This window comes from Prevotella sp. OH937_COT-195, assembly GCF_003932845.1.
Taxonomy (GTDB): domain Bacteria; phylum Bacteroidota; class Bacteroidia; order Bacteroidales; family Bacteroidaceae; genus Prevotella.
Genome location: NZ_RQZH01000003.1, coordinates 127214 through 152981, shown reverse-complemented (window position 1 = coordinate 152981; position 25768 = coordinate 127214). Strand labels below are relative to the sequence as shown.

Sequence of the window (25768 nt, the reverse complement as noted above, 5' to 3'; positions counted from 1 at the left end):
ATATACAAACCCATTGGTAATTATTACATCATTATACTTGATTTTCTTTTTCTCAAAATTGAAATTTTCCAATAAGTTTGTAAATTTTATAGGAGCATCAAGTTTTGCAGTTTTTTTATTTCATTGTCACCCTAATATCTATTTTAATTATTTCAGTGTGTTTGTAAAACAGTTATATGAATCTTATGATTCCATAATTTGTATTTTAATGATTGGTTTTTTCTTGATTCTTATATATGTTTTATCTATTACGATTGATTTGACAAGGATGCTTTCGTATGAATATATAGAAAAGATAATATCTAAATATAACAAAATTGAATTTTATCATAAGAAAATAAAAAGATGACCCCTAAAATATCAGTTATAATACCTTTGTATAATAAGGAAAAGATTGTAGAACGTTCTGTAAATAGTGTTCTTAACCAATCATTCAAGGATTTCGAGTTGATAATTATTGATGATGGGTCAACTGATAATAGTTTTAAAATAGTAGAATCGATTAAAGATGAAAGAATTCGGATTATTGTTCAGAGTAATGGTGGACCGAGTAAAGCGCGTAATACGGGTATAAAAAATGCAAAGGCAGATTGGTTGTATTTTATAGATGCGGATGATGAGATGTTACCAAATGCTCTGGATTGCTTATGGAGAGGTGTTATAAATAATTCACAATATATGATGTATTGTGGAGAGGTTTACATAAACAATAGGATAGCAACTAAATATATTGAAGGAAAACTTGAGAATGCTTATAAAGCTACTTTTTTAAATAAATTATATCAATGTTCCGGAAGTACATTATATCATAATAAATTATGTAAAGAACACATGTATGATGAGTGTATTAGACGTTATGAAGATTTAGATTGCTTATTTCGAAAATATAGAACAAATAAAGTTTTTTTGATTGATTCCGTTGTAGCAAAGATAAATGCGAATTTTTCTTCAGCAAGTAATGCAAGAAAAGATATTAGTGAAGATTTTGTCGGGCATTTGGATTTTAGGGGGAAGTCATTTTGGGAAAAGATGTGTCTGTATAAACTATATTTGGGTGAACGTAATTATTACAAGAAGCAGATTCGCAAACTTTATCCTTCCTTGCATTTTAGGTATGACTTGTTGATAATGTATAAAATTATAAGGAAATTTTACAAATGAGTATAAGGAACAGGGTAAAACATTGTTTGCTATTTTTTTACAACAAACATAGGTTGAAAGGAAAAGTTAAATTTCCATATTCCGCACAAATATCCCATAGCTCCGAATTCGAGTGCTGTAATGCAGTTGGGGCGAACTCTACGTTTTATGGAAAAATGGGATATGGTACTTACATTGGAAATAACAATCATATAACTGCTTATATAGGTCGTTTTACATCAATAGGCTCTGAAGCTCGGCAAATTGTTGAGACCCATCCTATGAAAAGTCCATTCGTAACTACCTGTCCGATGTTCTTTTCGATAAAAAAACAAAATGGGCATACATTTGCGAGAGAGCAGAAATTTCAGGAATATCGTTTTTATGATGAAGAAAATAGTATTGCATTAAATATTGGTAATGATTGTTGGGTCGGCAATAATGTAACTTTCATCGGTGGAGTATCCTTATCTGATGGAGTTGTTGTGTTATCAGGCAGTATTGTTACGAAGGATATTCCTCCTTATGCAATTGTTGGAGGAATTCCTGCCAGAGTAATTGCTTATAGATATGATAAAGAAACCATTGATTTTCTTATGAGAATTAAATGGTGGAATAATACTCCTGAATGGTTTTCAGGTCATTCTGATTTGTTATGTGATATTGATGCATTAAAAAAGTATTTCGAAAAATGAGTTTGTTAATCTCATGCTAAATTTTATGGAATATTTACATAATGATATTTAATATATTAAGATAAGTTGTCTGTAAGAAAGACAAAAACTAAGATAATTAATATTACTAATGAAGTCTTTGTTTAAAAAAACATATACGTTTTATTCTTTAGCAATCTTCGTACTATGGAATTGGTATAACAGAATACTTTTTCGAATAAAAGGGGTGAAGTTTGCAAAAAAACTGCAAATATATAAAAAGATGTATTTGCAAGTAAGAAATGGTACACTTACTGTGGGAGATAACTTCACTTTGACTAGCGGTAATTGTATCAATCCCCTATGTCGTAATATTCGTGCATGCATACACATCACTCATGGTGGAGTGGTAAAGATTGGTAACAATGTAGGAATGAGTTCTCCATGTATATGGGTGAGGAATAGTTTGACTATAGGAGATAATGTGAATGTTGGTGGAAATTGTATTATCATGGATAATGATGCTCATGAAATTGACTATAAAGCGCGACGTGGAGAAATAAAGGGAGAAGTAAAGTCTGCTCCCATAGTTATTGAAGATGATGTTTGGCTTGGTGCAAATGTGATGGTGTTAAAGGGGGTAAGAATAGGTGCTCGTTCGATAATTGGAGCCGGTAGTGTCGTGACAAGAAACATTCCTTCTGATTGTATTGCCGTAGGTAATCCTGCGCGTGTAATTAAAAACTTAAAATGAAGAAAGTAGTTGCTGTAGCACCATACAATCATGGTGTGAATTTCAAGATGCAGGTTTACGATGCCTGGGTTAAGATGGGAGGAGAGACAATGCCGAGCCATTATCCTTGGCGACTATTTCATAGGTTTGCATATAATTACGAACTGCCGACAATTCCAAAAAATAATGATATTGCACAATTACGTTTTGTGGAACCGGTGAGTCTTAGTTTCGACACCTTTCCAGACTATGCACGATATGAGATTATTCCATTGGTATGGGATTGCTGGCCAATATATTTCAAAAAAACCTGCCAGTGGTTTATTAAACATGATGTAAAAACGGCTATATTTACATCTTCACAGACAGCAGAAAGAATGCGTGAGAGATTTCCACAGATGAATATTCTTACGATTACAGAGGGTATAGACACAAGTAAATATCAAGAAGGCAAATTATTGAAAGAAAGAGATATTGACATCTTAGAGTTTGGAAGAAATAACAATCTTTTCAAGAAAGGTTTACCTGCCAATATTAATCATATATGTAGCAATGGTAAACAAAAGATGTTTGCAACAGACGAAGAGTTCCATGTAGCATTGAAAAATTCTAAAATAACAATATGCTTTCCGAGATGTGATACAAATCCGGAAACGGCTGGTGATATAGAAACACTTACCCAACGTTATTGGGAAGCAATGCTGTCACGAGTGATTATTGTGGGGCGTGCCCCCAAAGAATTAAAAAATCTTGTGGGATATAATCCTGTTATTGAAATAAATGATAGAAATTATATTGAAAAAGTTATAAATATTATTGAAAATATAAATGATTATCAAAAAGTTGTTGATAAGAATAGAGAATTTGCATTGACTATGGGAGATTGGAAAGTTAGAGTTGTTCAAATTAAAGAATGGCTTAATGGTCTTGGTTATGAAATTTAGTTTGTGTTGTTTACTAATTATATAATGTGGATTATCACATTTAGTTATTCATATAAATAAAATCTTATTTATGATACCTAAAATAATACATTATTGTTGGCTCAGTAAAGATCAGATACCTGATAATATGAAAAAATGGATGGAATCTTGGAAGAAACTTCGAGGTTATGAATTTATTTTGTGGAATTTTGACAGGTTTGATGAAAATAGTTCTGTATGGGTTAAACAGGCATTTGACGCGAAGAAATATGCTTTTGCAGCAGATTATATTCGGGCTTTTGCCTTGTATAATTATGGTGGTATATATATGGATATGGATGTAGAGGTAATAAAACCATTTGATGATTTACTTGATAATGACTACCTTTTAGCAGAAGAGAATCCTTTTGGACTTGAAGCAGGAATAATGGGAGCATCAAAAGGTTGCCCACTGTTTAAAGATGTATTGGATTGGTATAATGCTCGTCATTTCTTAGATAAAGATGGAAAGATACCATCTCCACCTCCGAATATGCCAAAAGTAATACAAAGTGTATGGAAGGAAAAATATGAATTATGTAGAGATTGGAAAACAAAATCTCCAAAATTTGATGGTAAAACTATATATATATATCCTTGGTATTATTTTACGTCACGTGATTATCCTTTTCGTGATATAGTTGTCAAGCCAGAATCTTATACTATTCATCATTTTGCAGGTTCATGGATTGGTTCGAGAAAAGGGCTTAAATTCTGGATTAAACAGATATTAGGTAAAAAAATTACTAGAAAGATAATTTTATTAAAACATATAAATGATAAAGATTGGGGTAACGACTAACATTTTGATATATTGTATGCAAAATTGTTTTATATTTATAATCACATGAAAACAAATAAATTTTTTACTTGGTTTTGGGTGTTATATTTTTCGTTCTGTATATTGTTTTACGACAAGTCAGGTTTGCAATATCTTGATGAGTTTATGACGCTCGGCCTTGTCATCTTCACATTCATAAAAAAAACCTCTGGACATGAGATAAAGAAAGAGATATATGTATATGGAGCATTGATGCTATTTTTTCTCGTCTATTCATTAGTTATGGCGGTAAACGTCCCAAATGCTGTTTTTCTTGACTTTCAGCAACAAGTGCGTCCGTATGCTATTTTCTTCTGTACATATCTGCTAGCTCCATCTTTCACCAAGCGACAACAAAACACAATTTTATATGTTTATATAATAGGAATCTTCCTATATTTCATTGGGTTTAATTTTGGAAGTGAGGATGCGACAATCGGACAGGCATGTTTCCAATGTAGTTTGCTATATATATTCTTTAGAGGGGATAAGAAAAAACATATATATATTGGCATATTGATTGCTACTTTAGGACTTTTCTCCGGGAAATCCAAGTTTTATGGAGAGTATGTCATGCTTATCGGTTTTGTTTTCTTACTTAAAAATAAATTCCGCTTGAATAACTTGTTATCTTATATTCAAATTGGGGCTCTTGTATGCGCAATTGTATTTTTCACATGGTATAAGTTTAACGCATATTATGTAGAAGGATTTAAAGAGGCAAAAGTTTCCGAGATGATGGCGCGTCCTGCAACATATACCACTGCGGGAACTATTATCTTCAAAGATTATGTTCCTTTCGGCAGTGGTTTAGGAACATTTGCTACCAATGCTGTTTCCGAATACTATTCACCATTATATTACAAATATGGACTAAATAAGATATGGGGACTTAGTGGTAAGCATGCTGGCTTTATTGCTGATGCATATTTTCCTACTCTAGCCGAGTTCGGTTTGGTAGGTATTTTCTTTTTCGTATGGTTTTGGGTGAGGCGATATAAAGATATAAATAGAATAAATAATTTATTGGATTATAAGATTGCATTGATGTGTATGTTGGCATTATTCTTAGAGGGAGTTGCCGATACGAGTTATCTGTCGGGAAAAGGTATGGGATACTTCATGCTCCTTGCCATGGCTATACGTAGTCGTAAAATGGTAAAAAGAAATTAAAGTCCCTAAAAGAATTTCATATTATATGGTGAAATATTTATATTGATTGTTTTTTATAAAGGAATAAAAGAATAATGTATGATTTTATTATAAAGTTATTAAATGTAATTCCATACTTTAATGACAAGATTGTCTCTTTTTTCTATAAACGTGCGATGAAGCATTGTGGAAAAGGAGTCTATATGCGTCCGTTGAAAAGCGATCTAAAAGGTTTGAATAATCTTAGTATCGGTGATGGCACGAGTATACCTAAAGGAAGTGTTTTTTATTGCACAGAAGCTACACTCACAATAGGTCGTAAAGTAGTTTTTGGGCCAAGACCAATAATAATTACTGGGGATCATCGTATAGATGTTGTCGGAAAACACATATTGGATAATACAGAAAAACTTCCAGAGAATGATGCACCTGTTGTTATTGAGGACGATGTATGGTGTGGTGCAAATGTGACAATTCTAAAAGGGGTGACAATTGGCCGTGGAGCAGTAATAGCAGCAGGTGCTGTCGTAACAAAAGATATTCCACGTTATTCCATTGCCGGTGGAATTCCTGCAAAAGTTATTCGTATGCGTTTTAATTCGGAAGAAATTATTGAACACGAAAGAATATTAGGATATGTTGAATAAGAATCATTGCACAAAAAAAGTAATGATGGTCGGTTCTGCCGAAAAAAGTCCCGGTGGTGTTGCTTCTGTAATTAAAACAATGAAAGAGATGCCATTTTGGGGGAAACACGATTGTTTTTGGCTTGGGACTCAGATACAGTCGGGTTATCCTACAAAATTGTGGTATGCTTTGAGAAGTTATTTCGTTGCATTATTTAAAATGTGGCGATATGATATAATTCATTTCCATACAGTTGCGGATCTGATTTGTCTTGTAATACAATTACCGGTGTTCTTGCTTGCATTGATTGGGCAAAAAACGATAATAATGCATATTCACATGGGTAACCAGATTGGGGAACATACAAATGACAGGCTGTTTAATTGGTGTATGAGAAAAGCTGATCTTATAATTGTTTTGGCAAAGATATGGAAAGAGAAATTTGATAAAGAATGGTTTAAAGATTTGGGAACTCCGGTAACCTATCTCTATAATGCATATAGTCCTGTGGAGGCACTCCCTTATGAGGAACGTAAAAAACATATACTGATGGCCGCATATTTAAATGATAATAAGGCATATCAGGTTTTGTTTAAGGCATTCAAAAGGATAAAGGACGATTATAAAGATTGGAACTTGCTTATTCTTGGGAATGGTGAGGTAGAGAAAGCAATGTCGCTGGCGAAAGAAATGGGTATTTCTCATCGTACAACATTTACTGGATATTTGACAGGAAAGAAAAAACAAGAAGTGTTCCAACATGCTTCAATCTATTGTATGTGTTCTTATCAAGAGGGCTTTCCTATGGTGATACTTGAGTCATGGGGATATGGCATTCCTGTTGTTACAACACCGGTAGGTGGTCTTCCTGATGTGTTGGATGATGGAAAGAATGCTCTCGTTTTCCCTTTTGGTGATGATGAATCTCTTGCAAACAAATTGGAACAACTTATTGATGATTTTCCCAAGTGTAAAGAGATATCTGAATATTCACAGATTTTCGTTAAACAGAATTTTTCAAAAGAGAAAATTAATTCTGATATAGAAAAGATTTATGAAAGTTTTGATTAATGCATATGCATGTTGTCCTAATATGGGATCAGAGCCGGGAATGGCATGGAATTGGTGTCTTAATTTAGCCAAAGAATGTGAATTATATATTATAACAGAAGGTGAGTTCAAAGAGCAGTTGGAAAACGCTGTAAAAAAAGTGCCACAAGGTCATAGAATGCATTTTTATTTTAATCCGGTAACACCTAAAATAAGAAAAATGTGTTGGAATCAAGGTGATTGGCGTTTCTATAAATATTATCGTGAATGGCAACTTAAAACTGAAAAAATAGCAAAGAGCATTTGTGAAAAAGAAAAGATAGACATAATCCATCAGTTGAATATGATTGGATTTCGTGAACCGGGTTATTTGTGGAGAGTTTCACAGGAAATGAGAATTCCATTTATATGGGGACCTGTTGATGCAAAAGAGAAATTCCCTGTATCCTATTTGGAAGGGGCAAAATTAAAAGACCAAATAACATTAAGACTGAAAAATGTTATTACAGGTTTGCAATTGAGATTTTCCACAAGAGTACGCAAGGCGGTCTTGACTGCAAATTGCGTATTGTCAGCTTCTTCAAATAGCCAGCAGAGTTTCAAGAAATACTTTAATATTGATACTACTATATTGAACGAAACTGGATGTAATGTTATAAGTTTTGACAAAACACGAAAAGATAAAGATACTTTTGACATCTTATGGGTTGGGAAGATGGACTTTAGGAAGAAGTTAGATATTGCAATTCGTTCAATTTATGAATCTGGGCTTTCAGATGTATGTTTACATATCATTGGCAATGGCGATAATTCAAAATATCAAAAGTTGGCAAAGTCTCTCAATATTCAAAATCAATGTAAATGGTATGGTGTAGTGAGTCATTCTGAAGTCCAAAAGATTATGAGACAATCAGATTTATTGCTTTTTACAAGTGTAGCGGAGGGTACACCTCATGTCGTTTTAGAAGCAATAGCTAATTCGTTACCTGTTGTTTGTCACAATACATGTGGACACGGAGATTGCGTGAATGAAGATGTTGGTATAAAGGTTATGCTTTCAACTCCAGAGAAAAGTATATCTGAATTTTCAAATGCAATAAAGAAACTTCATTCTGACAGAATATTACTTCAGAATCTATCAGAGAAATGTGTTTCAAGAGCCAAAGAATTATCATGGAATAGAAAAACAGCAGAACTTATGTGTATTTATAACAAGATTATTAAAAAAAGTAACCCATGACACAGAACCTTATTCAATATATGCGGGGGTACCAGCAAAGAAAATCAGAGATAGATTTGAAAGCGAGGAAATTCTTAGGCAACATCTTGAAGGAATTAGAATGAATTGATTTGTTCGTGTCAGTGATGAATATGTTGAGACTGAAAGACGTAAATATAATATGCTCTAAAGATGAGTTGAAAGCGTTGCCACGAGGTAAGATATTGATTAATACAATCAATGCTCATTCTTACAATACCGCACAAAAGGACGCGTTATTTGCTGAAGCACTTTTGAATGGCGACGCGTTGATTCCTGACGGAGCAAGTATAGTAAAGGCCTGCAAGTGGTTGAATGCCAAATCGCAACCAAAAGAAAGGATTGCAGGTTGGGACTTGTTCGTTTTCGAGATGAGAAGACTGAATGATGAACAATTGAGAGTAGGAAGCAATGTACAGGCGGCGAACGTAAATTCTGAACCAAACGACGACAGGAAACAGCCAAAAGTAATGTTCATGGGAAGTTCCGAAAAAGTGTTGGAACTGATACGTGAGAAAGCAAAACATGAATATCCAAATCTTGAGATAGTTACTTATTCTCCACCTTACAAACCGGAGTTCTCCGATGAGGATAACGCAGCAATTGTGAAAGCAATTAATGATGCTGATCCCGACTTGTTATGGATAGGCATGACTGCCCCCAAGCAGGAGAAATGGGTTTATAAGCACTGGCACGAACTGGATATAAATTGCCATTGCGGAACAATCGGTGCCGTGTTCGACTTCTTTGCCGGCACGGCAAAACGTGCTCCTTTATGGTGGCAAGAGCATTCATTGGAGTGGCTCTACCGTCTTATTATAGAGCCTCGACGCATGTGGCGCAGGTATATAATAGGAAACGCACTGTTTCTTTGGAACATAATAAAAGAGAAAGCATAGTTCTTTTGTATGTTGGTTTTCGGGAAGATAAAAAGATACTCTCTCTGTGGACATTAAGAAACTTATAACAAAATTCCGCCAACTTGGCGGTTTTACTCTTTTAAGAGAATATGCACGCATCGGTGCATTGCATATTCTCGTAAAGGAACTTGTGCGCATAACCGGAAAGGGATTGCCCCCGAAAGAGATTTATCCAGCACTTGAACGTAAGGTTCAACCTATTCTTCGTAAACGTTACGAGAAAACCATGCACGGTCTGATTGAAAAATATAACACAGTATGTCTTGAACAGAAGCGTAGTGACAAGATATGGTTCTGCTGGCTTCAGGGCATGGAGAATGCACCATTGTTGGTCAAGGCATGCTATGAGTCACAGAAAAGAAACCTTGTGGGAAAGAAGATAGAATTGATTTCATACGATACATACGGCCAATTCATTGAACTTCCCGATTATATTGTTAAGAAACACAAGCAGGGAAAGATACCACATCCTCAATTCTCCGACCTTATTCGTCTTGAATTATTAATAAAATATGGAGGGACTTGGATTGATTCCACCGTGCTATGCACCGGAAACAATTTCCCCGAGAAGGTCTTGGACTCTGACCTTTTCCTGTTTCAATATCGTGATGCGCAGACAAACAAGATTGTAGGCTTTTCCAATTGGTTCATAACATCGTGTACCAATAACCGCGTGCTGCTTGTGCTACGTGAAATGCTCTATCAATATTGGCGCGACTATGATTGTGTCATTGATTACTATATTTTCCACCTTTTCTTCTCTATGATTATCAATGAATGTCCGGAAGAAATGTCCAAGATGCTAAAGAACAACAATAGCGTGACATTGATGTTAGGTAAAAGAATAACACATAAGTATGATGATGTTTGGATGAAGAAACTTACATCTGCTTGTGCTTTTCATAAACTGAACTACAGAATAAAGCCTGACAACAGAAATGCAGAGCCGACATTCTATGATAAAATCATCGAAACCTATATTGTATAATGAAGCGATTTATAGAACTTCTTCTTATTGCGATAGGCAGAAAGGATAGATTTGATGTTGCTCCTACTGAAAAAGAGTGGGAAAGCCTTATCGAAACCGCAAACAAGCAGACCATGATTGGGGTGGCTTTCTCTGCAATAGAACGCTTGCCGAAGGAGCAACGACCGCCAAGAGATACGATTATCAGACAATATATGTTTGTGCAACATATAGAAACGAGAAACGAAAAACTCACTGAATCGTGCGTGAAAATGATAAAACATCTTCATAGCAATGGTTTCGAGGCTTGCATACTGAAAGGACAAGGCAATGCCTTGCTGTATCCGGAGCATCTGAGAAAGAGACGCATGAGCGGAGATATTGATGTATGGACATTGCCCAAGGGCTATAAAGAAAAGGGTGAGTTGGAGTCGATAAGAATGGTGATAGATCATGTCCATAAGTTGACACCCGGCACGAAGGCAACATATCACCACATTGATTTCCCTGCCATGAAAAATGTTGAGACAGAGGTGCATTATCGTCCGGCATTCCTTTACACTCCTTATCGCAACAGGCGACTTCAGCAATGGTTTCTTGAAAATTCGGAAGAGCAGTTCCGCAATGTGATGAATACACAATATGGAGAAATAATAATGCCTACGAGAGAGTTCAACATGGTGTTCCAGTTGTGCCATATCTACAAGCATTTGTTCGAGGAGGGTGTAGGACTAAGACAGTTGATGGACTATTATTATGTGTTGAAAACCACTCCTATAAATACAGAGAAACAGCAGGATGCCCTAATGATAATAAGACGCTCCGGGATGCTGAACTTTGCAAAAGCCGTGATGTGGGTGATGCAGGAGGTTTTCGGATTAGAAAAGGAGTTTCAATATGTAGAACCGGACGAAAAGATAGGGCGATTGTTGCTTGAAGAAATTGAAGCGACAGGAAACTTCGGACAAATGGATACTCGGTTCGGTGACAAATCAAAGGAGAGCAACTGGCACAGAATTGTTAGAGTAGTAGGTTATGACATGAAGTTTTTCCGATATTATCCCGAGGAGGTTCTGTGGAATCCTTTGTTCAAACTTTACCACTGGTATTGGCGGCGAAAGATGAATTGAGAAATGTCGCCATGTAATTATTCATTATAAAACAAATAGATGTAAAATGTGTGGAATAGTAGGTTATATCGGGGACAGGGACGCATATCCCATCCTTGTAAAGGGCTTGAGAAGATTGGAATACCGCGGTTACGACAGTGCCGGTGTGGCACTCGTTAACGGTAGCGGGACACTTAGTGTGTATAAGACAAAGGGCAAGGTAGACGACCTTGAAAACTATTGTGCCGAGAAAGACGTTTCGGGACAGGTGGGCATAGCGCACACGCGGTGGGCTACCCACGGCGAGCCGTCGTCGCGCAATGCACACCCGCATTACTCCGAGTCGAAAAACCTCGCAATAATACACAACGGCATAATAGAGAACTATGCCGATTTGAAAAAGAAACTGCAACAGAAGGGAATACCGTTTCGCAGCGACACCGACACCGAGGTGCTTGTACAGTTTGTGGAGTATGTGCAGCAGAAGAAATCGCTCGACCTTCTCACCGCCGTCCAACTCGTGCTTCACGAAGTGATAGGAGCATACGCCATAGCAATCGTGGATAAGCGCACCCCCGACACAATCATCGCGGCACGCAAGCAGAGTCCGCTGGTGGTGGGTATAGGCGAAGATGAGTTCTTCCTCGGTTCCGATGCCAGTCCGATAATAGAATACACCTCGCGCGTGGTATATCTCGAAGACGGCAACATCGCGGTAATGAAACGGGGCAAGGAACTGCAAGTGGTAAACATTTACAACACCAAACTGCCGCACGAGGTGAAAACCGTGGATATAAGTCTCGGGCAGATAGAAAAAGGCGGCTATCCTCATTTCATGCTCAAGGAAATATTCGAGCAACCCGAATGTCTCACAAACTGCATGCGGGGGCGAATAAACGTGGAGGCTGACAATGTAACCCTGAGTGCGGTAATCGACTATAAAAAACAACTGTTGGCGGCTCGGCGCGTAATCATAGTGGCATGTGGCACATCGTGGCATGCCGGACTGATTGGCAAACAGATGATAGAGAACCTGTGCCGCATACCGGTGGAGGTGGAATATGCATCGGAGTTCCGTTACCGCAATCCCGTGGTGGGCGCGGGGGATGTGGTCATAGCCATATCGCAGAGCGGAGAGACGGCAGACACTCTCGCTGCCGTTAACTTGTCGAAGGAGCGTGGGGCTTTCATCTACGGCATCTGTAATGCCATCGGGTCAAGCATTCCGCGTGCAACAGATACCGGATCATATATCCATGTGGGACCGGAAATTGGTGTGGCGTCGACAAAGGCTTTTACCGGACAGGTTACCGTTCTTGCCATGCTCGCACTCGCCATCGGTAAGGAACGCGGTACTGTGGCGCGTGCCGAATACGAGAAAATAGTGAAAGAACTTGTTTCCATGCCTGCTAAGATAGAGGAGGTGTTGACTGTTAACGACCGCGTAAAGGATCTCAGTCGCACGTTCACATACGCCCGCAATTTCATATATCTCGGTCGTGGATACAATTATCCCGTTGCTTTGGAGGGTGCTCTCAAGTTAAAGGAAATAAGTTATATACACGCCGAGGGCTATCCTGCCGCCGAGATGAAACACGGTCCCATCGCACTCATTGACTCCGACATGCCGGTCGTTGTCATAGCAACACATAATGCCATGTACGAGAAGGTGCTTAACAACATACAAGAGATAAAGGCACGCAAGGGGCGTGTGATAGCGTTGGTAAGCAAGGGAGACGAGACGATATGCCAAATAGCCGATGAGTGCATCGAACTGCCTGACACCATAGAGTGTCTCGAACCGCTCATCGCATCGATACCATTGCAACTCCTCGCATATCACACAGCCGTGTGCAAAGGTAAGAATGTTGACCAACCGCGCAACCTCGCCAAGAGCGTAACGGTGGAATAACGGACAACACAAGAGGTGAAAGATGATTCTCGGGAATAGATGATTTAAAAATAATACCGGTGTTATTTAAATACGATCCCGTTTAGAATATTGAAAATTCAAAAACAAATTGCAAAATTGAATAAAAGAAGTATTAAAAAATATTTGGCAACATTGCACTTGCTGATGGACTCTACAGAAATAAAATGTTATTTTTGCATTGTAAATATACAGAACACATTATTAGGCGTAATGGACATATGAAAGGTTTTAGCCTACCAAATGTCCATTACGCCATAATTTATAAATTTGAACTTGTGGCTCACTAAAATACGCTATACAGAAAAGATTTTGTGAAACGTTCCTTGATACACATTTGGTCGCATAATCCTTCATTTTACGTACTACGACACTAATCCAAGTTTCATTGAACTCATCAATCTCTTCGGTTGTCCTACATCTATCCCATGCACCTTTTTCAAAACTGACTTTTCTTCCCGCAATATTCATCTTCCGTCCGCCGGAGAGATCGGCAAATACCACATCAATAGTATTGTCCTAAAATTCAGAAATCAAGGACAAACTGTTGCCAAGGTATAAGCTAAAGTCTGTTGTTTGAAAATATGCTTGTGACATTTTCAATCTTCGTCTTCTTCGTAGTTGAATTCCACCTTACTTTGTAGTCTAATTTCTTTCAGCACATCTGAAATCTTACCTTCATTCTTCAATTTCTTCAAATAGTGTTTCAACTTAGAAATATTGATGATTTCATCGATACATTCCAGATAGTCTTTTACAACACTCTCCACAACGTAAGTCTTGATCGCATCTGATTTCAGTTTATCCAAAATAGCCTCCTCACTTTCATCTATCTTAATGACAAACGAGATGGGGTATTTCTCTATCTTTTCTATGTCAAGGAAATACTTCTTGAAGTCGAGTGTCTCGGTTACTTGGAAGAAACGACCGAGAGGTCTCATCACGAAATCGATGCCGCCATCATTTGCATTTGTCCGTCCAGTCTTATAGAGGTGAAGGTAATCTTTTCTTATTTCCTCCATCGTATAGCCCCAATAAATATGCTGGTCTCTGTAGAAGAACTTCAGAATGGCATAACTTACTATCTCAAAGAGTCGGGAATCAACATTGGGTGCTAACAGAGATAAGATGAACGACATTATCTTTTCGGGTTCTTTGTCTTCTATAGTTTGCAATTGCTGACATTTCTCAATAAACTGTGTGAAGGATTCCTTTTTGGCGACCACATAATCATCAATGATATTAATGATATCTTGGGCTATGTTAATGTTTTCTTGACCAATTCTTATTTTCAGGTAATTCTCATTGAACCAGTAACGCTGGGTCTTGAGATCACGCATAATCGGATAATTTCCTTTTTGGGTTGGGAAAAACTTGAAAAACTCTTCATTCATTCGCGAGTTTAAGGCATGGTTCTGCAATCTTGCGCCAAATGGCAATTCTCTCTGCCTTTTGAACAAAACTGAGAACTGAGCTCCTTCATACTGGGCATATGTTCCATTCTTGTCGAAGCCTTGTTTCAAATAATCCTCGACAATAACATATATGGCATAGAGATTGGCAAAACTACTACGGGACTTTGCTCCGCGATTTGCCGATTTTGTTTTGTTCACCAAGTACTGAAGAATGTAACTCAAAGAATACAATTCTTCTGAACGTTCTCCATACTGATCAGCAAGATATTTTTTGATATATGCTTCGAATGTATTATCCATTTGCAAAAAGTTCAGTTTGAAGCACATTCGTCGGCATGTGCTTTATTTCGTATGTCTTTTGTTCTCTTACAAGCTTTTCGTTCTTATATTCGCTGGCCAACGCAAGCCGACGGAGACCTATCTTGTAATACTCCTCCTGTATTTCGATTCCGATAAACTGTCGGCCAAGTTCTTTTGCAACATATCCTGTCGTAAATGTGCCACAGAATGGGTCAAGAACAATGTCTCCTTCGTTGCTGCTGGCTTTTATGATACGTTCAAGCAAACTGATAGGCTTCTGCGTGGGATGGTTCTCGTATTCATCCATCCTATAGCGCACACGACAAAAATTCCATACATTGCCAGGCACTTTCTCGTTCTTGTATGGCCGGGGGGGGGTCTTTCTATAGTCAATTAACTTACGCTTCGCTCCCGTTTTTGCCTCTACCATAATGTCATCGGCATTGAACGTGTAGTTGTTTTTGTCCTTTACACAAAATAGTATTGGCTCGTATAGCGAACCAAAATAACGTTTTGCCTGAACACCAGAACTGTCATAAGTCCATACAATTCTTGACAATATAGTCATTCGTTCCCTAATATACAAGTCAAAGTAGGGCATAAATTGCGTGGAGGTCATCACGTAGAAAGTTCCAGTTGGCTTTAGTTTCTTGATGCACTGATCAATCCAGATATAACACCACTTCAGATAGTCCTCATCGGTTTTCCACTTATCCTTTCTACCAGCAAAATCCTTACCGATATTATATGGTGGATCGACGAATATCAAATCCACAGAACTGTCAGGAATAACTTGCAGCGCCTCCAAAGCGTCACCGTGAAATATTTGTAGATTATCACTTCCTGCCATTTCCATATTTGTACTAATTTTCATATTGTTGTTTCATACATATTTGTTAAAATTTAAATTCGGACTAATTAAGGTTAGAACATCTACATTTAGAGCATTTGCAGTTTCGTTTAATTGAGTCATTGACGGTTGGGTCTTATTGTGACACCACCGAGAAATGGTATGTTCCGATTTGCCAAGACGATATGCCAACTAATTGTTGGCCTTTTCCTGCTCTGCAAGGACAACCTTGATCCGATTTAAAGCCTCTACACGTTCATTATTTGCCGTAAATTGTTCATTAATTTAATACAAAAGTATAGAAAAAGAGCGAGAATAAAGAATGTTTTAACGTTTTTCAAACAAAAACGCTGTACTTTTGGTGTGATGTGGTATATTTTTCCTTTCGGAGGCTTTTTGTCTGCTCCTAATCGTGGGATAAACTTTTCATAAATTCTCATGAAATCACAATGATTTTCAAAAACTATGTCAAGGTTACCATCGCTTCAAGATGCGCAGTGATTGTGACTCAGGGGGATTGCAGTGGTGTTCAACGTATCACGAAGACTCAATGATACGATAGTGTATCAGATGGGAAGGCTGAAAAAGTTTGTTTACACATAGTTTACACAGACATAAGAAAGCACTTGCAAAATCTTTGTAAATGCTTGATTTTTAGCGTGAGCCGACCTGAGTTTGAACCGGAGACCTCTGGATTATGAGTTTGTTGCTCTAAGCCAGTGTATTAAAATAAAAAGTGAAACAGGCGGAATTGCGCGGCAATTTCGGCGGTATTGGAACACAATTTGGGTGGAATTGAAATGCGATTCCGCCCAAATTGTGTTATGTCAGTTATCTTTTGCCACTTTTGTTACGCGTTCCCTGCCGTCGGAAAGTTGTTCTCGCACGAAGTGTATGCCACGTTTTGGTATGGCGGTGGTAATTTCCCTGCCGTCTGTGGTGTAATAGCGGCGCGACACTACCACCGGTGTTGCATCCGGCATTGTTGCTGCCGACACGTTGGAAGCCCTCTGAACCACCCTCATTGTGATGGTAGTCACACTGTCGGAGAAAGTCAGGGCTGCCTCGCGTTGTTGCATTCCTTCGGGCAACGGGTCGCATTTTATGTGGATAGTGTCGAGTGTCAGTCCGTTGGGTGTGTTTGTCACGTTACACCAGTCTGCATTACTTCCAACGAATTTGTACCCGAGATACGAGAACAACTCTTGTTCGGTTATTCCTCCCTCTCGCGTTACCTCCACAGTCTCCTTTCCCACCGGCAGCGGCGTTATCACGCTGTGTGCGATGCTTGGGTAAACATAGAACGATGTCTGTCCGCCCGGTGTTTGGTTGAAATATCCTGTCATGGGACGCCATTCGCCGTTTTTCAGCATGTATGCGGTATTCTCCTTGTCGCGCATCGGTGCCATGGCAAATGTCAGTTGCAGCGTTCGGTTTTTCTCCGGCAGGTCTGTCACTGTTATGAAAAACTCCTCGTCCATGACATGTGGTTTGCTAAATTCCACCGTTATTATGCCGTTGTTGTTCTGTATGGCATATCCTATTTCCGGTATTGTCCACGAGTCGAAATCAATCACTTCGCCCGGCATGCCGTTGTTGCTTTTTGCGAGACTGAATTTAACTGCCTTTACCTGATCGTACAGTTGCTCTGCCGCAGCCTCCGTGGCATACACGTATGCTCCGTATACGAGTATCGGTCGCGATGGTTTTGAGAATTTCTCGGCAAATCCCTGTAAGTTGCTGCCTGCAATTTTGCATGCCCCGGGGAACTTTCCGTCTTCTGACATGTCGTAGTTTGTCGGAACATCGTTTTCGAGCAGATTGCATACCGGTCCGCCATACTTGGGCAGTACGCTGTCCGTGGCGGCTTTTGCCATTGCTTCCGAGGGCTTGCTCTCACCGTTCGGTTCCTCGTTTTCCGCCACGAGTGCCGCATATTGCTTTCCAAGGAAATTGTATGCAATCCACGGGTGCTGTTCGTGTTTATGCTCATCGGTGGCCGATGTCGGCCCGTTTGTCAGCAACCATGTCCACGATGTAGGGAATCCCGTTGACGTGTCGCGGTATTGCACCGGAACGAGCGGCGCAACCATTTTCAGGTGCGACGCGGCATCGCGGAACGAGGCGGGGCAGTTGAACGCCGATACCGGTTTTTTCCCCGTCACGCCAACGAAACCTTCTACGGTCTTTGTGTCTTCTCCCTCGTTGTCGGCAACGGTCAGCGTTACGTTGTATCGCCCTCCCTTGGTGTAATATACCACGGGATTCTGTTCGTTGGAAGTTTCGGGAACTCCTCCCGGGAAGTCCCATTTCCATGATGTGGGACTGCCTGTTGACATGTCTTTGAAATGAATTTCCTCGCCTGTCTGCACTTCGATGTGAGCAGTCTCGGCAATACCCGTCACGGCGATATTGTCTATGCCGTACTCGTACATATATCCTCCCACGTTCATGTCGTCCTTTATTCCCGCGCCGTATGCGAACATTACCTTCACGGTTTTTCCCGCGAAGACTGCAAGGTCGAGCGCAACGGAGTGCCATTTCTTGCCCGTCTCGGTAATTTCCGTGCTCTTCCACAGTTCTGTTTCGGTGGCAAAGTTGTCCGTGGATACGCTTATGGTGAGTGTGGCATAGTCGTTATGCGTCTTTCCTCCATATATCGCGGCATGCAGTGTGGCGTTTGACGGTATGGCTATTTGCGGACTTTTGGCGTATGCTTTCTCGCGTTTCCATGTCTGGTATGGCACATCGAGTGTCAGCGACTGCACGTCTCCTTCGCACGGCGGTGTACCGATCTTTTCCAGTTTCCACGTTACGTGGCTCTCTGCTCCGTTTTGCAAAGTCCACCCTTCGGAGCCATCGTCGAAGTTCTCTGTCCATATCGTATCCCGGATTTCGCTGCCTTGAATGCCGAATTTTGCTGTAAGTCCGTTTGCCGCAGCCTTTGTCATGCGCGCCATGCGATGCCGGTCTGCAATGATGCTTGTTGCTTTGGGCATGTTTGTCACCGGTGTGTCAATGCCGTGCCTTACCTTTTGGCAGATTATTGCGTCGTCTTCACCGTTGTCAATGGCGGCAACCGCAAGTGCAGTCGATGCCAATATGGAAAATAAGAAGAGGTTGCGTTTCATGGTATTGGGATTTTGGTAGTCTTTTCTTTCCGGTATTTTAGTAATTGAGTTATTAAATAAATTCGGAGTCAACGAGTTGAGTCGAAAGCAAAAGGGATAAGCATTGTTGTATTGCTTATGAATTTGTCTGTCGTCTCAACTCGTTGACTCCGTGAGTGTTAATTCCCGGGAACGTTTTACGGAAATTTTTTCAACTGTCGAAAATCGTTTTTATCCGCAGTGGAAATATGTTTGCACGAGTTCCTTGATGGCATCTTGGTTGTTCTCGATGTCGCGGCGCAGCGTGGTATCCTCGAAAGAGCGGAGTTGTTTGATGATACCGTCGATCATTGCCTTGCTGAACACGCCCTTCTCCTCGTATATCGCACGTTGACGCTCAAGGCGGTCGGCAGATGCGCAGCAACTATCAGGCAGTTGTGCCAGTTTGTCGAGTTTCTCGGCATTTGCCGCATCGTGGATATTAACGTTGACATAAGTGTTGTCTGCCACTTCGAGTGCGTTGTCCATCTCGAAACCGTGACGGCATGCCACGCACAGACCTGCTATGAGTTGATACAAGTCGGCACTTCCGTCTGGCGAGCGCATCTCCACAGTCTGTTTTGACGATGTGTCAACGGTAATTTCCGGTTCCTGCGGGTTGGCAGCATGGCAGAGATCTATGCCTGCGGTCCAGCCGAGCGGTACTCTTACGAGTACACTGCGGTTGCGGTCGCCCCAACAAACGTTGGTGGGTGCTTCCTGATGAGGCACGAGACGGAAATAAGACGTTGGGTTTTTGTTGCCGAAAGCGGTTATGCTCTCTGCGAGATCCATCATTCCGGCGATAGCCTTGCGTGCCGCTTCGCTCAGTTTTCCTCCGTCGAGCATTTGGTTCTTGCCGTCTTTCACCATTCGCATGTGTATGTGCAGACCGCTTCCTGCCTTGCCCACGGTAATCTTCGGAGCGAACGTAATGTCGAGTCCCATCTCGTATGCGAGATTTCTTATTACCCATTTTGCGAGCATCAGTTGGTCGGCAGCTTTCTCTGCATATACCGGTAAGAATTCTATTTCGTTCTGTTCGTAAAGCAGTCCGTCCTGTGTGAAGTTTCCGACCTCCGAGTGTCCGTATTTAATCTCTCCCCCGGTTTGTGCCACATACAGCATGCATTGCTGGCGGAATTCGTTCATTTTGGCGTACGGAGACGACTCGTGGTATCCGTGCTGGTCGATTGCAGGGAACATTTCCGGGTCGTTATCGATTACATAATATTCGAGTTCGCCCATTGCGTAGAAATCCATTCCCGTTGTCTCGCGGAATGCGCGGCACGCTTTGCGCAGCGTGTTCTCGGGAGATGATGCAAGCGGCTGACCGTCTTTGTCGAAATAACTGCACAACATGCAGAGCGTGGGGATTTCCGAGAACGGGTCGAGGAATGCTGTGCTGAAACGCGGCATCACATACAAGTCGCTGCTTCCTGCCTCGATGAACGAGAACAGACTCGAACCATCGACACGCTCTCCGCATGTAAGTATCGTTTCAAGGTATTCCTTGTTTGTGATGACGAAGTTGAGAGTTTTCAACTTACCATCGCCCGCCGGATACATGAAATTGACCATCTTCACTTCATTTGCCTCGATGAAGCGGATAATGTCCGCCTTGGTAAATTCTTCCGTAGGCTTTTGCAGGAATGCCACCACGCGGTTTGCATTCATTGCCAGTTCTGCTTTTGTCATAGTAATATTGATAAAGTTTACAAGTTAGTAATTAAAAAATTAATGTGTGCAAAATTAGTCATTTGTTTTAATACTGCCAAATAAAACGAGGGAAATAATGCAAATGCAACTTTTTTCCACTTTGCAACCGGGTTGCACTCTTTTGTTCGTAACTTTGCGGCAGATAAATAAAGAAAGGAACAAAGAATATGTTTACATTTATTGAAAACTATTGGGATGCTCTTGTAGTTATGCTTGCAGAGATGGCTCCCTACCTGTTGTTGGGTTTTTTCTTTGCGGGACTGCTGCGCGCATTTGTGCCTAAAAATATCTACAAGAAGCATCTTGCGCCACGCAACATGAAGAGCGTGGTAAAGGCTGCGGCTCTCGGTATTCCTTTGCCGCTGTGTTCGTGCGGTGTGATACCGACCAGTGTGGGACTGCGGCGAGAGGGTGCATCGCACGGTGCATGCACCGGTTTCTTAATAGCCACGCCTCAGACGGGTGTTGATTCCATAGCCGCGACATACTCGCTGATGGGACTTCCATTCGCCATAGTACGTCCCATCGCGGCACTTTTCACGGCGATGCTCGGCGGGTGGCTCGTAAATCGTCATGCACGTCAGGACGAGACATTGTCTGCCGAGGCGGCAAAGAGCGGCGAACATGACCACTGCGATTGCAGTAACGACCATTGCGACGACGACCACGGTCATGGAGGCTGCTGCTGCGAAGGCTCGCGAGAAGAACATGCCAAGGGCGGATTTCTTCATAAGTTCGCGACATCAATGCACTATGCTTTCGTTGAAATGTTGCAAGACGTGGGCAAATGGTTAGTTGTGGGTCTGCTCATTGCCGCGCTGATAACCGTTGCCGTACCCAACGAATGGCTCGCAGCACTGCACGACTACAAACTGCTTAACATGCTCATCGTACTTGCCGTGGCTGTTCCGATGTATGTCTGTGCCACTGGGAGCATTCCGATTGCCGTTTCTCTCATGGCAAAGGGGCTCACTCCGGGTGCCGCACTCGTGTTGCTTATGGCAGGGCCGGCGGTGAACAGCGCCTCGATACTCGTCATCGGAAAAGTGTTCGGAAAGCGCACGTTGTGGCTGTATGTAATATCGATAGTATTAGGCTCGGTGCTGTTCGGGTTGGGCATCGACTATATTTTGCCGCAGGAATGGTTCGCGGTAAGCAGTATTATTGCAGGTGGCGAAAACTGTACGCACTGTCTCGGGATAATGGATTGGGTATGGATTGCCATATTCCTCGTCCTGCTCGTCAACGCGTTTGTCTCCCGTCTGTGGCATTCCCGTACTTTGTCGCATCGTCACGGAAGCGACGGACGGCACGAGGAACACTTGTCGGAGTGTGTGGCGGCGGAAAGCGATGTTACCATATACGATGTTAGTGACATGGCGTGCAACCACTGCAAGGCCAACGTTGAGAAAATAATAGCGGAAATTGCCGGGGTGGAAAGTGTGGAAACAGACCTCGCGCGCGGACTTGCTTATGTGAGGGGAGACCATGACCACGGCGAACTGGAACGACAAGTGGCTGCTGCCGGTTATCCGACAAAAGAAAAGAAACCGTCCTGACGCTCAAAAAACATTGGTTGTTAGGAAAGTCTTGGCACCCGTGCGTATAACATTTCCCCGATTATCGGAAGACTAAGTTTTTGCGATGTCGGTGCGCTTGAAAAACAAATTCATTATTATTCGTTTTTTAATGACAGAATATTTGCCCTATTTGGAATAAGTGACTATATTTGCATGCAAATTAAATATTTTGTTGGAATAAAGAATTTTATCATAAACTAAAAGAAACAATAATAATATGAGAAAACTGTTTTTCATGTTATGCGCGGCGTTACTGCTATGCAACATTGCGCATGCACAGACGATTGACAACGGGGTGCTGACCTCGTGGGACAACGCACAGGGAGAAATAACTATTCCGGACAATGTTACCGAGATTGCCGCGAACTGTTTCTATCAGGAGGGAGAACCCGACGACGAAGGCTGGGGCATATCGGATCCGATAAGCAATACCGCCATCACGGTGGTGAACCTTAACAACGTGACCAAGATTGGCAAGAATGCGTTCAGAGGATGCACCGGCATTAACACGATACAAGCACCGAAACTGCAGGAAGTGGGCGAGTCGGCATTCAACGGATGTACTGCTCTCACGGGGATAGACCTGCCCGTAATCGTTACCATAGGCAAGGATGCTTTTAACTGTTGCGAGACGGTGGGTTCCATCAAACTTGGAAATACGCTCGCAAACATCGTCAACAATCCTTTTAATGGTTGCAAGGCGGCAATGGAAATGACCATGCCGGACGGCGGTCAGAATTTCCGAACCGTGTCGAATGCGCTGATTCGCAAGGCAGATGCCACACTAATGGCTTTCATCGGGGGAGGAAAAGAAATATCGCTTGACGCAGATGTCTGCAAGGCTGTTGGCGAAGAGGCTTTCTTCAACATGGCATCGCTCAAGAAAGTGACACTCCCCGGAGTGACAGTCATCGGGAACAAAGCATTCGTAATGTGTTCGTCGCTCTCCGAACTATATGTACCGCGATTGGTGCGTGTTATGGACGACAGTTATTTCACGTTCTCCGGAGTATCTGCACTTAGTATAATAGACATACATCTCAGTACGAATTTCGAGACGTTGGGTCACAGTCTTGCAGACAAGGAACAGACAACAATATACGTTGCGAACCAAAACATCAAGGACAAACTAACGGAGAAGTTCAAGAAATGTAAAATAGTAATCGGCGAACCGTCGTCAATAAATAAATACGAGGTAAAGTTTTCGGGTACGCCGGTTGAATACGGCACAATGGAAGCATGGACTACGGGAGCCGTGCCGGTGGAAAGCGGAGAGTTCCTAAATGAGGGTGCTATGCTGAAAATAAAGGCAGTACCTCTATACGGACACAAAATAGCAAAATGGACGGTAAACGGTACGGTGCTTACAGAAGAGTTGCCGACAGAGGGAACATACGGTCAGATATATACCGTAGATGCAATACATGAAGCTGTAAACGTGGAAGTAACGTTCGAAAAACTCCCCGAAGGATATGTAGTGTTTTTTAAGAGCATGCAGCCGGATTACGGAACGTTGACATGCAAGACGCAGGACGGAAAAGAGGTAAAGACCACCGAGCAAGTACCGGTTGGTACGAAACTCACTTTCACGGCAACGGCATTTGACGGTTTCCGCGTTACCGATTGGTATAGAGAAGTGACGGGGGCAGATAACTCTTCATCGTTCGAGAAAATAGAAGGCTTGTATGGAAAGACGACATATACATGCGATGCTTATGATATGATGGACATACGAGTGGATTTTGAACGCAACCTCGGTACAAACGTGGTAAAATTCGCTTCGCTGAACGAGTACGGAACGATAACGGCAACTGCCAACGATGTAGAAATATCTACCGGTGCGGCAGTTCCAACAGGTTCGAAAGTGGTGTTCACGGCACACCCGCTGGAGGGATACCATGTTGACAGTTGGTTAAATAATAATGAACTTGTTGTGGGATTGACTGCAAAAGAGTATGTCATTGAGAATCTTAATACAGATGTGGAAATATCACTCGTATGCTCTAAGACTGAATCCGGTGACGATGAACACAAACCGGTGGTAGAGAACGGACATCTTGTAAAATGGCTCGCTGTGGGCGAGGCTGTCATAGGAGATGATATAACGGCTATCGATGCACGAGCTTTTGAAGGAGCTAACGAGATGACCAAAGTGACCATAGGCAAGAACGTGGAGACGATTGGTGAACTGCCGTTCCTGTATTGCGTACGACTGACCGATATCACGGTGCATGCCGAAAACAAGAATTTCTGCGACATGGACGGTGTGGTATATAATAAGGAAAAGACGGAAATCGTTGCTTATCCTTCGGGACGCAAGACTTCGGAATACACTTTGCTGCAAACTACTCAGAAGGTGAGACCGGGGGCATTCGCCGCAAATTTCAACCTGACCGCCGTAAATGTGCCGACAGAAGGAATGCCGATAGTATCTGAAGAAGGTGCTTTGTATTCTTCCGACAAGAAAAAGTTGCTGTTCCAGCCTATAACGGCAGGAGAAGAACTCACGGTAAAGGACGGTGTGGAGACCATCGGACGATTGGCAATAACATTCAGTCCGGTATTCAAGAAAATATTCCTGCCCGCATCGCTCACTGAAATCGAGCCTCTGGGCATGGCATACAACATGATGTTGGCGCAGTTCGGGTGGAAAGAGGGTGTCACACCGGCACTACGGACAATCGGCGATAACGCTTTCGAGCGTGATATGTCGTTGCTGCAAATGCCTTACATCGCAAGTTTGAAGAGCATTGGTGCCAATGCTTTCCTCAACGATCTGCTCATGGAAGAGGCTCACATACCCGCCGGATGCACACCGGCAACCGATGCGTTCGCACACTGCGTGGCTCTTCAGAACGTTTATGCCTATGCCATGCAACCGCAGGTAATCGGCGATGACACGTTCAAGGACATCGAGAACATCGCCACTGCCGTTCTGCATGTGCCGGAAGGGACAAAGGCTCTTTATAAGGCAGCCGCAGGTTGGAATCGCTTCACTATAATAACGGAGGATATACCTACCGGCATAAACACGGTAGGAGAACAAACGGCTTTGCGCATATCGCGTGTAGAAGGAGGCTATATGGTTGACGGGATGAAAGTGGGAGACCGCTATGCCGTATATACTGCCACCGGTACATTCCTGTCGGCAGGAAATGCCAATGCCACATCAATCTTCGTTCCGGTACCGCATGCTTCTCAACCGCTGATTTTGCGTGTAGGAGCAAAGACCGTTAAGATGTGGTGACAAAACACTTTTCCCCATATTCACCAAAGGCTGTGTGCAATGTGCATGCAGCCTTTGGTGTTTGTTGCGGCAACCGTGCCGTTCCATTCTTCACGGTTTGGACGAACAGGAAAAAAGAGATAAATGCTGCGTGTTGAACAATAAGCATGAATCGCGTGCGAAAAGTGGGTGTCACGGTGTCTTTTTA

At 41.7% G+C, this 25768-nt stretch carries 20 protein-coding genes; 15 read left to right on the top strand and 5 right to left on the bottom strand.

The window, feature by feature from the left end:
* Positions 1-345: 345 nt before the first annotated feature.
* The 13 genes from EII32_RS02700 (at position 346) to glmS (ending at position 13303) form a co-directional block, all read left to right on the top strand.
* Entirely contained in the window at positions 346-1161 is an 816-nt protein-coding gene (locus tag EII32_RS02700) for a glycosyltransferase family 2 protein (RefSeq protein WP_125233916.1), read from the top strand.
* Positions 1158-1835: a CatB-related O-acetyltransferase gene (locus EII32_RS02695; RefSeq protein WP_125233915.1), complete on the top strand. Its 678-nt coding sequence runs from the start codon at positions 1158-1160 to the stop codon at positions 1833-1835. The genes EII32_RS02700 and EII32_RS02695 overlap by 4 nt, the downstream gene beginning before the upstream one ends.
* A 241-nt stretch (positions 1836-2076) precedes the next feature.
* Positions 2077-2547 carry an acyltransferase gene (locus EII32_RS02690; protein ID WP_125233914.1) on the top strand — a complete coding sequence of 157 codons (471 nt, stop codon included), beginning with the start codon at positions 2077-2079 and terminating at the stop codon, positions 2545-2547.
* Positions 2544-3470 carry a hypothetical protein gene (locus EII32_RS02685; RefSeq protein ID WP_125233913.1) on the top strand — a complete coding sequence of 309 codons (927 nt, stop codon included), beginning with the start codon at positions 2544-2546 and terminating at the stop codon, positions 3468-3470. The genes EII32_RS02690 and EII32_RS02685 overlap by 4 nt, the downstream gene beginning before the upstream one ends.
* 70 nt (positions 3471-3540) lie before the next feature.
* Positions 3541-4290, top strand: coding sequence for a glycosyltransferase family 32 protein (locus EII32_RS02680; RefSeq protein WP_233582293.1), 750 nt, complete (start codon positions 3541-3543; stop codon positions 4288-4290).
* A gap of 45 nt (positions 4291-4335) precedes the next feature.
* Complete coding sequence (locus tag EII32_RS02675) at positions 4336-5481, top strand: hypothetical protein (protein ID WP_125233912.1); 1146 nt, start codon at positions 4336-4338, stop codon at positions 5479-5481.
* A gap of 74 nt (positions 5482-5555) precedes the next feature.
* Positions 5556-6107, top strand: a complete 552-nt coding sequence (locus EII32_RS02670) for an acyltransferase (protein ID WP_125233911.1) — start codon at positions 5556-5558, stop codon at positions 6105-6107.
* Entirely contained in the window at positions 6097-7158 is a 1062-nt protein-coding gene (locus EII32_RS02665) for a glycosyltransferase family 4 protein (protein ID WP_125233910.1), read from the top strand. Before EII32_RS02670 ends, EII32_RS02665 begins: the two co-directional genes overlap by 11 nt.
* Positions 7142-8377, top strand: a complete 1236-nt coding sequence (locus EII32_RS02660; protein ID WP_125233909.1) for a glycosyltransferase — start codon at positions 7142-7144, stop codon at positions 8375-8377. Before EII32_RS02665 ends, EII32_RS02660 begins: the two co-directional genes overlap by 17 nt.
* A gap of 131 nt (positions 8378-8508) precedes the next feature.
* On the top strand, positions 8509-9294 hold the full coding sequence (locus EII32_RS02650; protein WP_125233907.1) for a WecB/TagA/CpsF family glycosyltransferase: 786 nt from the start codon (positions 8509-8511) through the stop codon (positions 9292-9294).
* Between the two features lie 46 nt (positions 9295-9340).
* Complete coding sequence (locus EII32_RS02645; RefSeq protein ID WP_125233906.1) at positions 9341-10303, top strand: capsular polysaccharide synthesis protein; 963 nt, start codon at positions 9341-9343, stop codon at positions 10301-10303.
* Positions 10303-11412, top strand: coding sequence for a nucleotidyltransferase family protein (locus EII32_RS02640; protein ID WP_125233905.1), 1110 nt, complete (start codon positions 10303-10305; stop codon positions 11410-11412). The genes EII32_RS02645 and EII32_RS02640 overlap by 1 nt, the downstream gene beginning before the upstream one ends.
* A gap of 46 nt (positions 11413-11458) precedes the next feature.
* Positions 11459-13303, top strand: a complete 1845-nt coding sequence (gene glmS / locus EII32_RS02635; RefSeq protein WP_125233904.1) for a glutamine--fructose-6-phosphate transaminase (isomerizing) — start codon at positions 11459-11461, stop codon at positions 13301-13303.
* Between the two features lie 617 nt (positions 13304-13920).
* Here glmS and EII32_RS02630 read toward each other — a convergent pair.
* The 5 genes from EII32_RS02630 to EII32_RS02610 all read right to left on the bottom strand — a co-directional run bounded on the left by EII32_RS02630 (position 13921) and on the right by EII32_RS02610 (position 20733).
* Positions 13921-15036, bottom strand: coding sequence for a restriction endonuclease (locus EII32_RS02630; RefSeq protein WP_125233903.1), 1116 nt, complete (start codon positions 15034-15036; stop codon positions 13921-13923).
* Positions 15029-15910, bottom strand: a complete 882-nt coding sequence (gene yhdJ, locus EII32_RS02625; RefSeq protein WP_233582292.1) for an adenine-specific DNA-methyltransferase — start codon at positions 15908-15910, stop codon at positions 15029-15031. Before yhdJ ends, EII32_RS02630 begins: the two co-directional genes overlap by 8 nt.
* A gap of 9 nt (positions 15911-15919) precedes the next feature.
* Positions 15920-16078 (bottom strand): hypothetical protein, encoded by a 159-nt coding sequence (locus tag EII32_RS12810; RefSeq protein ID WP_410524563.1) that lies wholly within the window; start codon positions 16076-16078, stop codon positions 15920-15922.
* Between the two features lie 635 nt (positions 16079-16713).
* Entirely contained in the window at positions 16714-19017 is a 2304-nt protein-coding gene (locus EII32_RS02615; RefSeq protein WP_125233902.1) for a PKD domain-containing protein, read from the bottom strand.
* 210 nt (positions 19018-19227) lie between these two features.
* Positions 19228-20733: a glutamine synthetase family protein gene (locus EII32_RS02610; RefSeq protein ID WP_125233901.1), complete on the bottom strand. Its 1506-nt coding sequence runs from the start codon at positions 20731-20733 to the stop codon at positions 19228-19230.
* A gap of 188 nt (positions 20734-20921) precedes the next feature.
* Between EII32_RS02610 and EII32_RS02605 the strand changes: the two genes are divergently transcribed.
* Together EII32_RS02605 and EII32_RS02600 are read left to right on the top strand one after the other, a co-directional pair.
* On the top strand, positions 20922-22313 hold the full coding sequence (locus EII32_RS02605; protein ID WP_125233900.1) for an SO_0444 family Cu/Zn efflux transporter: 1392 nt from the start codon (positions 20922-20924) through the stop codon (positions 22311-22313).
* Between the two features lie 238 nt (positions 22314-22551).
* Positions 22552-25581, top strand: coding sequence for a leucine-rich repeat domain-containing protein (locus EII32_RS02600; protein ID WP_125233899.1), 3030 nt, complete (start codon positions 22552-22554; stop codon positions 25579-25581).
* Positions 25582-25768: the final 187 nt, after the last annotated feature.

Bases quoted from the DNA above. Each gene is read 5' to 3' on its own strand.
- glmS (WP_125233904.1), top strand. From the start codon at position 11,459: ATGTGTGGAATAGTAGGTTATATCGGGGACAGGGACGCATATCCCATC.
- EII32_RS02615 (WP_125233902.1), bottom strand. From the start codon at position 19,017: ATGAAACGCAACCTCTTCTTATTTTCCATATTGGCATCGACTGCACTT.
- EII32_RS02685 (WP_125233913.1), top strand. From the start codon at position 2,544: ATGAAGAAAGTAGTTGCTGTAGCACCATACAATCATGGTGTGAATTTC.
- EII32_RS02660 (WP_125233909.1), top strand. From the start codon at position 7,142: ATGAAAGTTTTGATTAATGCATATGCATGTTGTCCTAATATGGGATCA.
- EII32_RS02665 (WP_125233910.1), top strand. From the start codon at position 6,097: ATGTTGAATAAGAATCATTGCACAAAAAAAGTAATGATGGTCGGTTCT.
- EII32_RS02695 (WP_125233915.1), top strand. From the start codon at position 1,158: ATGAGTATAAGGAACAGGGTAAAACATTGTTTGCTATTTTTTTACAAC.
- EII32_RS02700 (WP_125233916.1), top strand. From the start codon at position 346: ATGACCCCTAAAATATCAGTTATAATACCTTTGTATAATAAGGAAAAG.
- EII32_RS02670 (WP_125233911.1), top strand. From the start codon at position 5,556: ATGTATGATTTTATTATAAAGTTATTAAATGTAATTCCATACTTTAAT.
- EII32_RS02680 (WP_233582293.1), top strand. From the start codon at position 3,541: ATGATACCTAAAATAATACATTATTGTTGGCTCAGTAAAGATCAGATA.
- EII32_RS02640 (WP_125233905.1), top strand. From the start codon at position 10,303: ATGAAGCGATTTATAGAACTTCTTCTTATTGCGATAGGCAGAAAGGAT.
- EII32_RS02630 (WP_125233903.1), bottom strand. From the start codon at position 15,036: ATGGATAATACATTCGAAGCATATATCAAAAAATATCTTGCTGATCAG.
- yhdJ (WP_233582292.1), bottom strand. From the start codon at position 15,910: ATGAAAATTAGTACAAATATGGAAATGGCAGGAAGTGATAATCTACAA.
- EII32_RS02610 (WP_125233901.1), bottom strand. From the start codon at position 20,733: ATGACAAAAGCAGAACTGGCAATGAATGCAAACCGCGTGGTGGCATTC.
- EII32_RS02650 (WP_125233907.1), top strand. From the start codon at position 8,509: ATGTTGAGACTGAAAGACGTAAATATAATATGCTCTAAAGATGAGTTG.
- EII32_RS02605 (WP_125233900.1), top strand. From the start codon at position 20,922: ATGTTTACATTTATTGAAAACTATTGGGATGCTCTTGTAGTTATGCTT.
- EII32_RS02690 (WP_125233914.1), top strand. From the start codon at position 2,077: ATGTATTTGCAAGTAAGAAATGGTACACTTACTGTGGGAGATAACTTC.
- EII32_RS02600 (WP_125233899.1), top strand. From the start codon at position 22,552: ATGAGAAAACTGTTTTTCATGTTATGCGCGGCGTTACTGCTATGCAAC.
- EII32_RS02675 (WP_125233912.1), top strand. From the start codon at position 4,336: ATGAAAACAAATAAATTTTTTACTTGGTTTTGGGTGTTATATTTTTCG.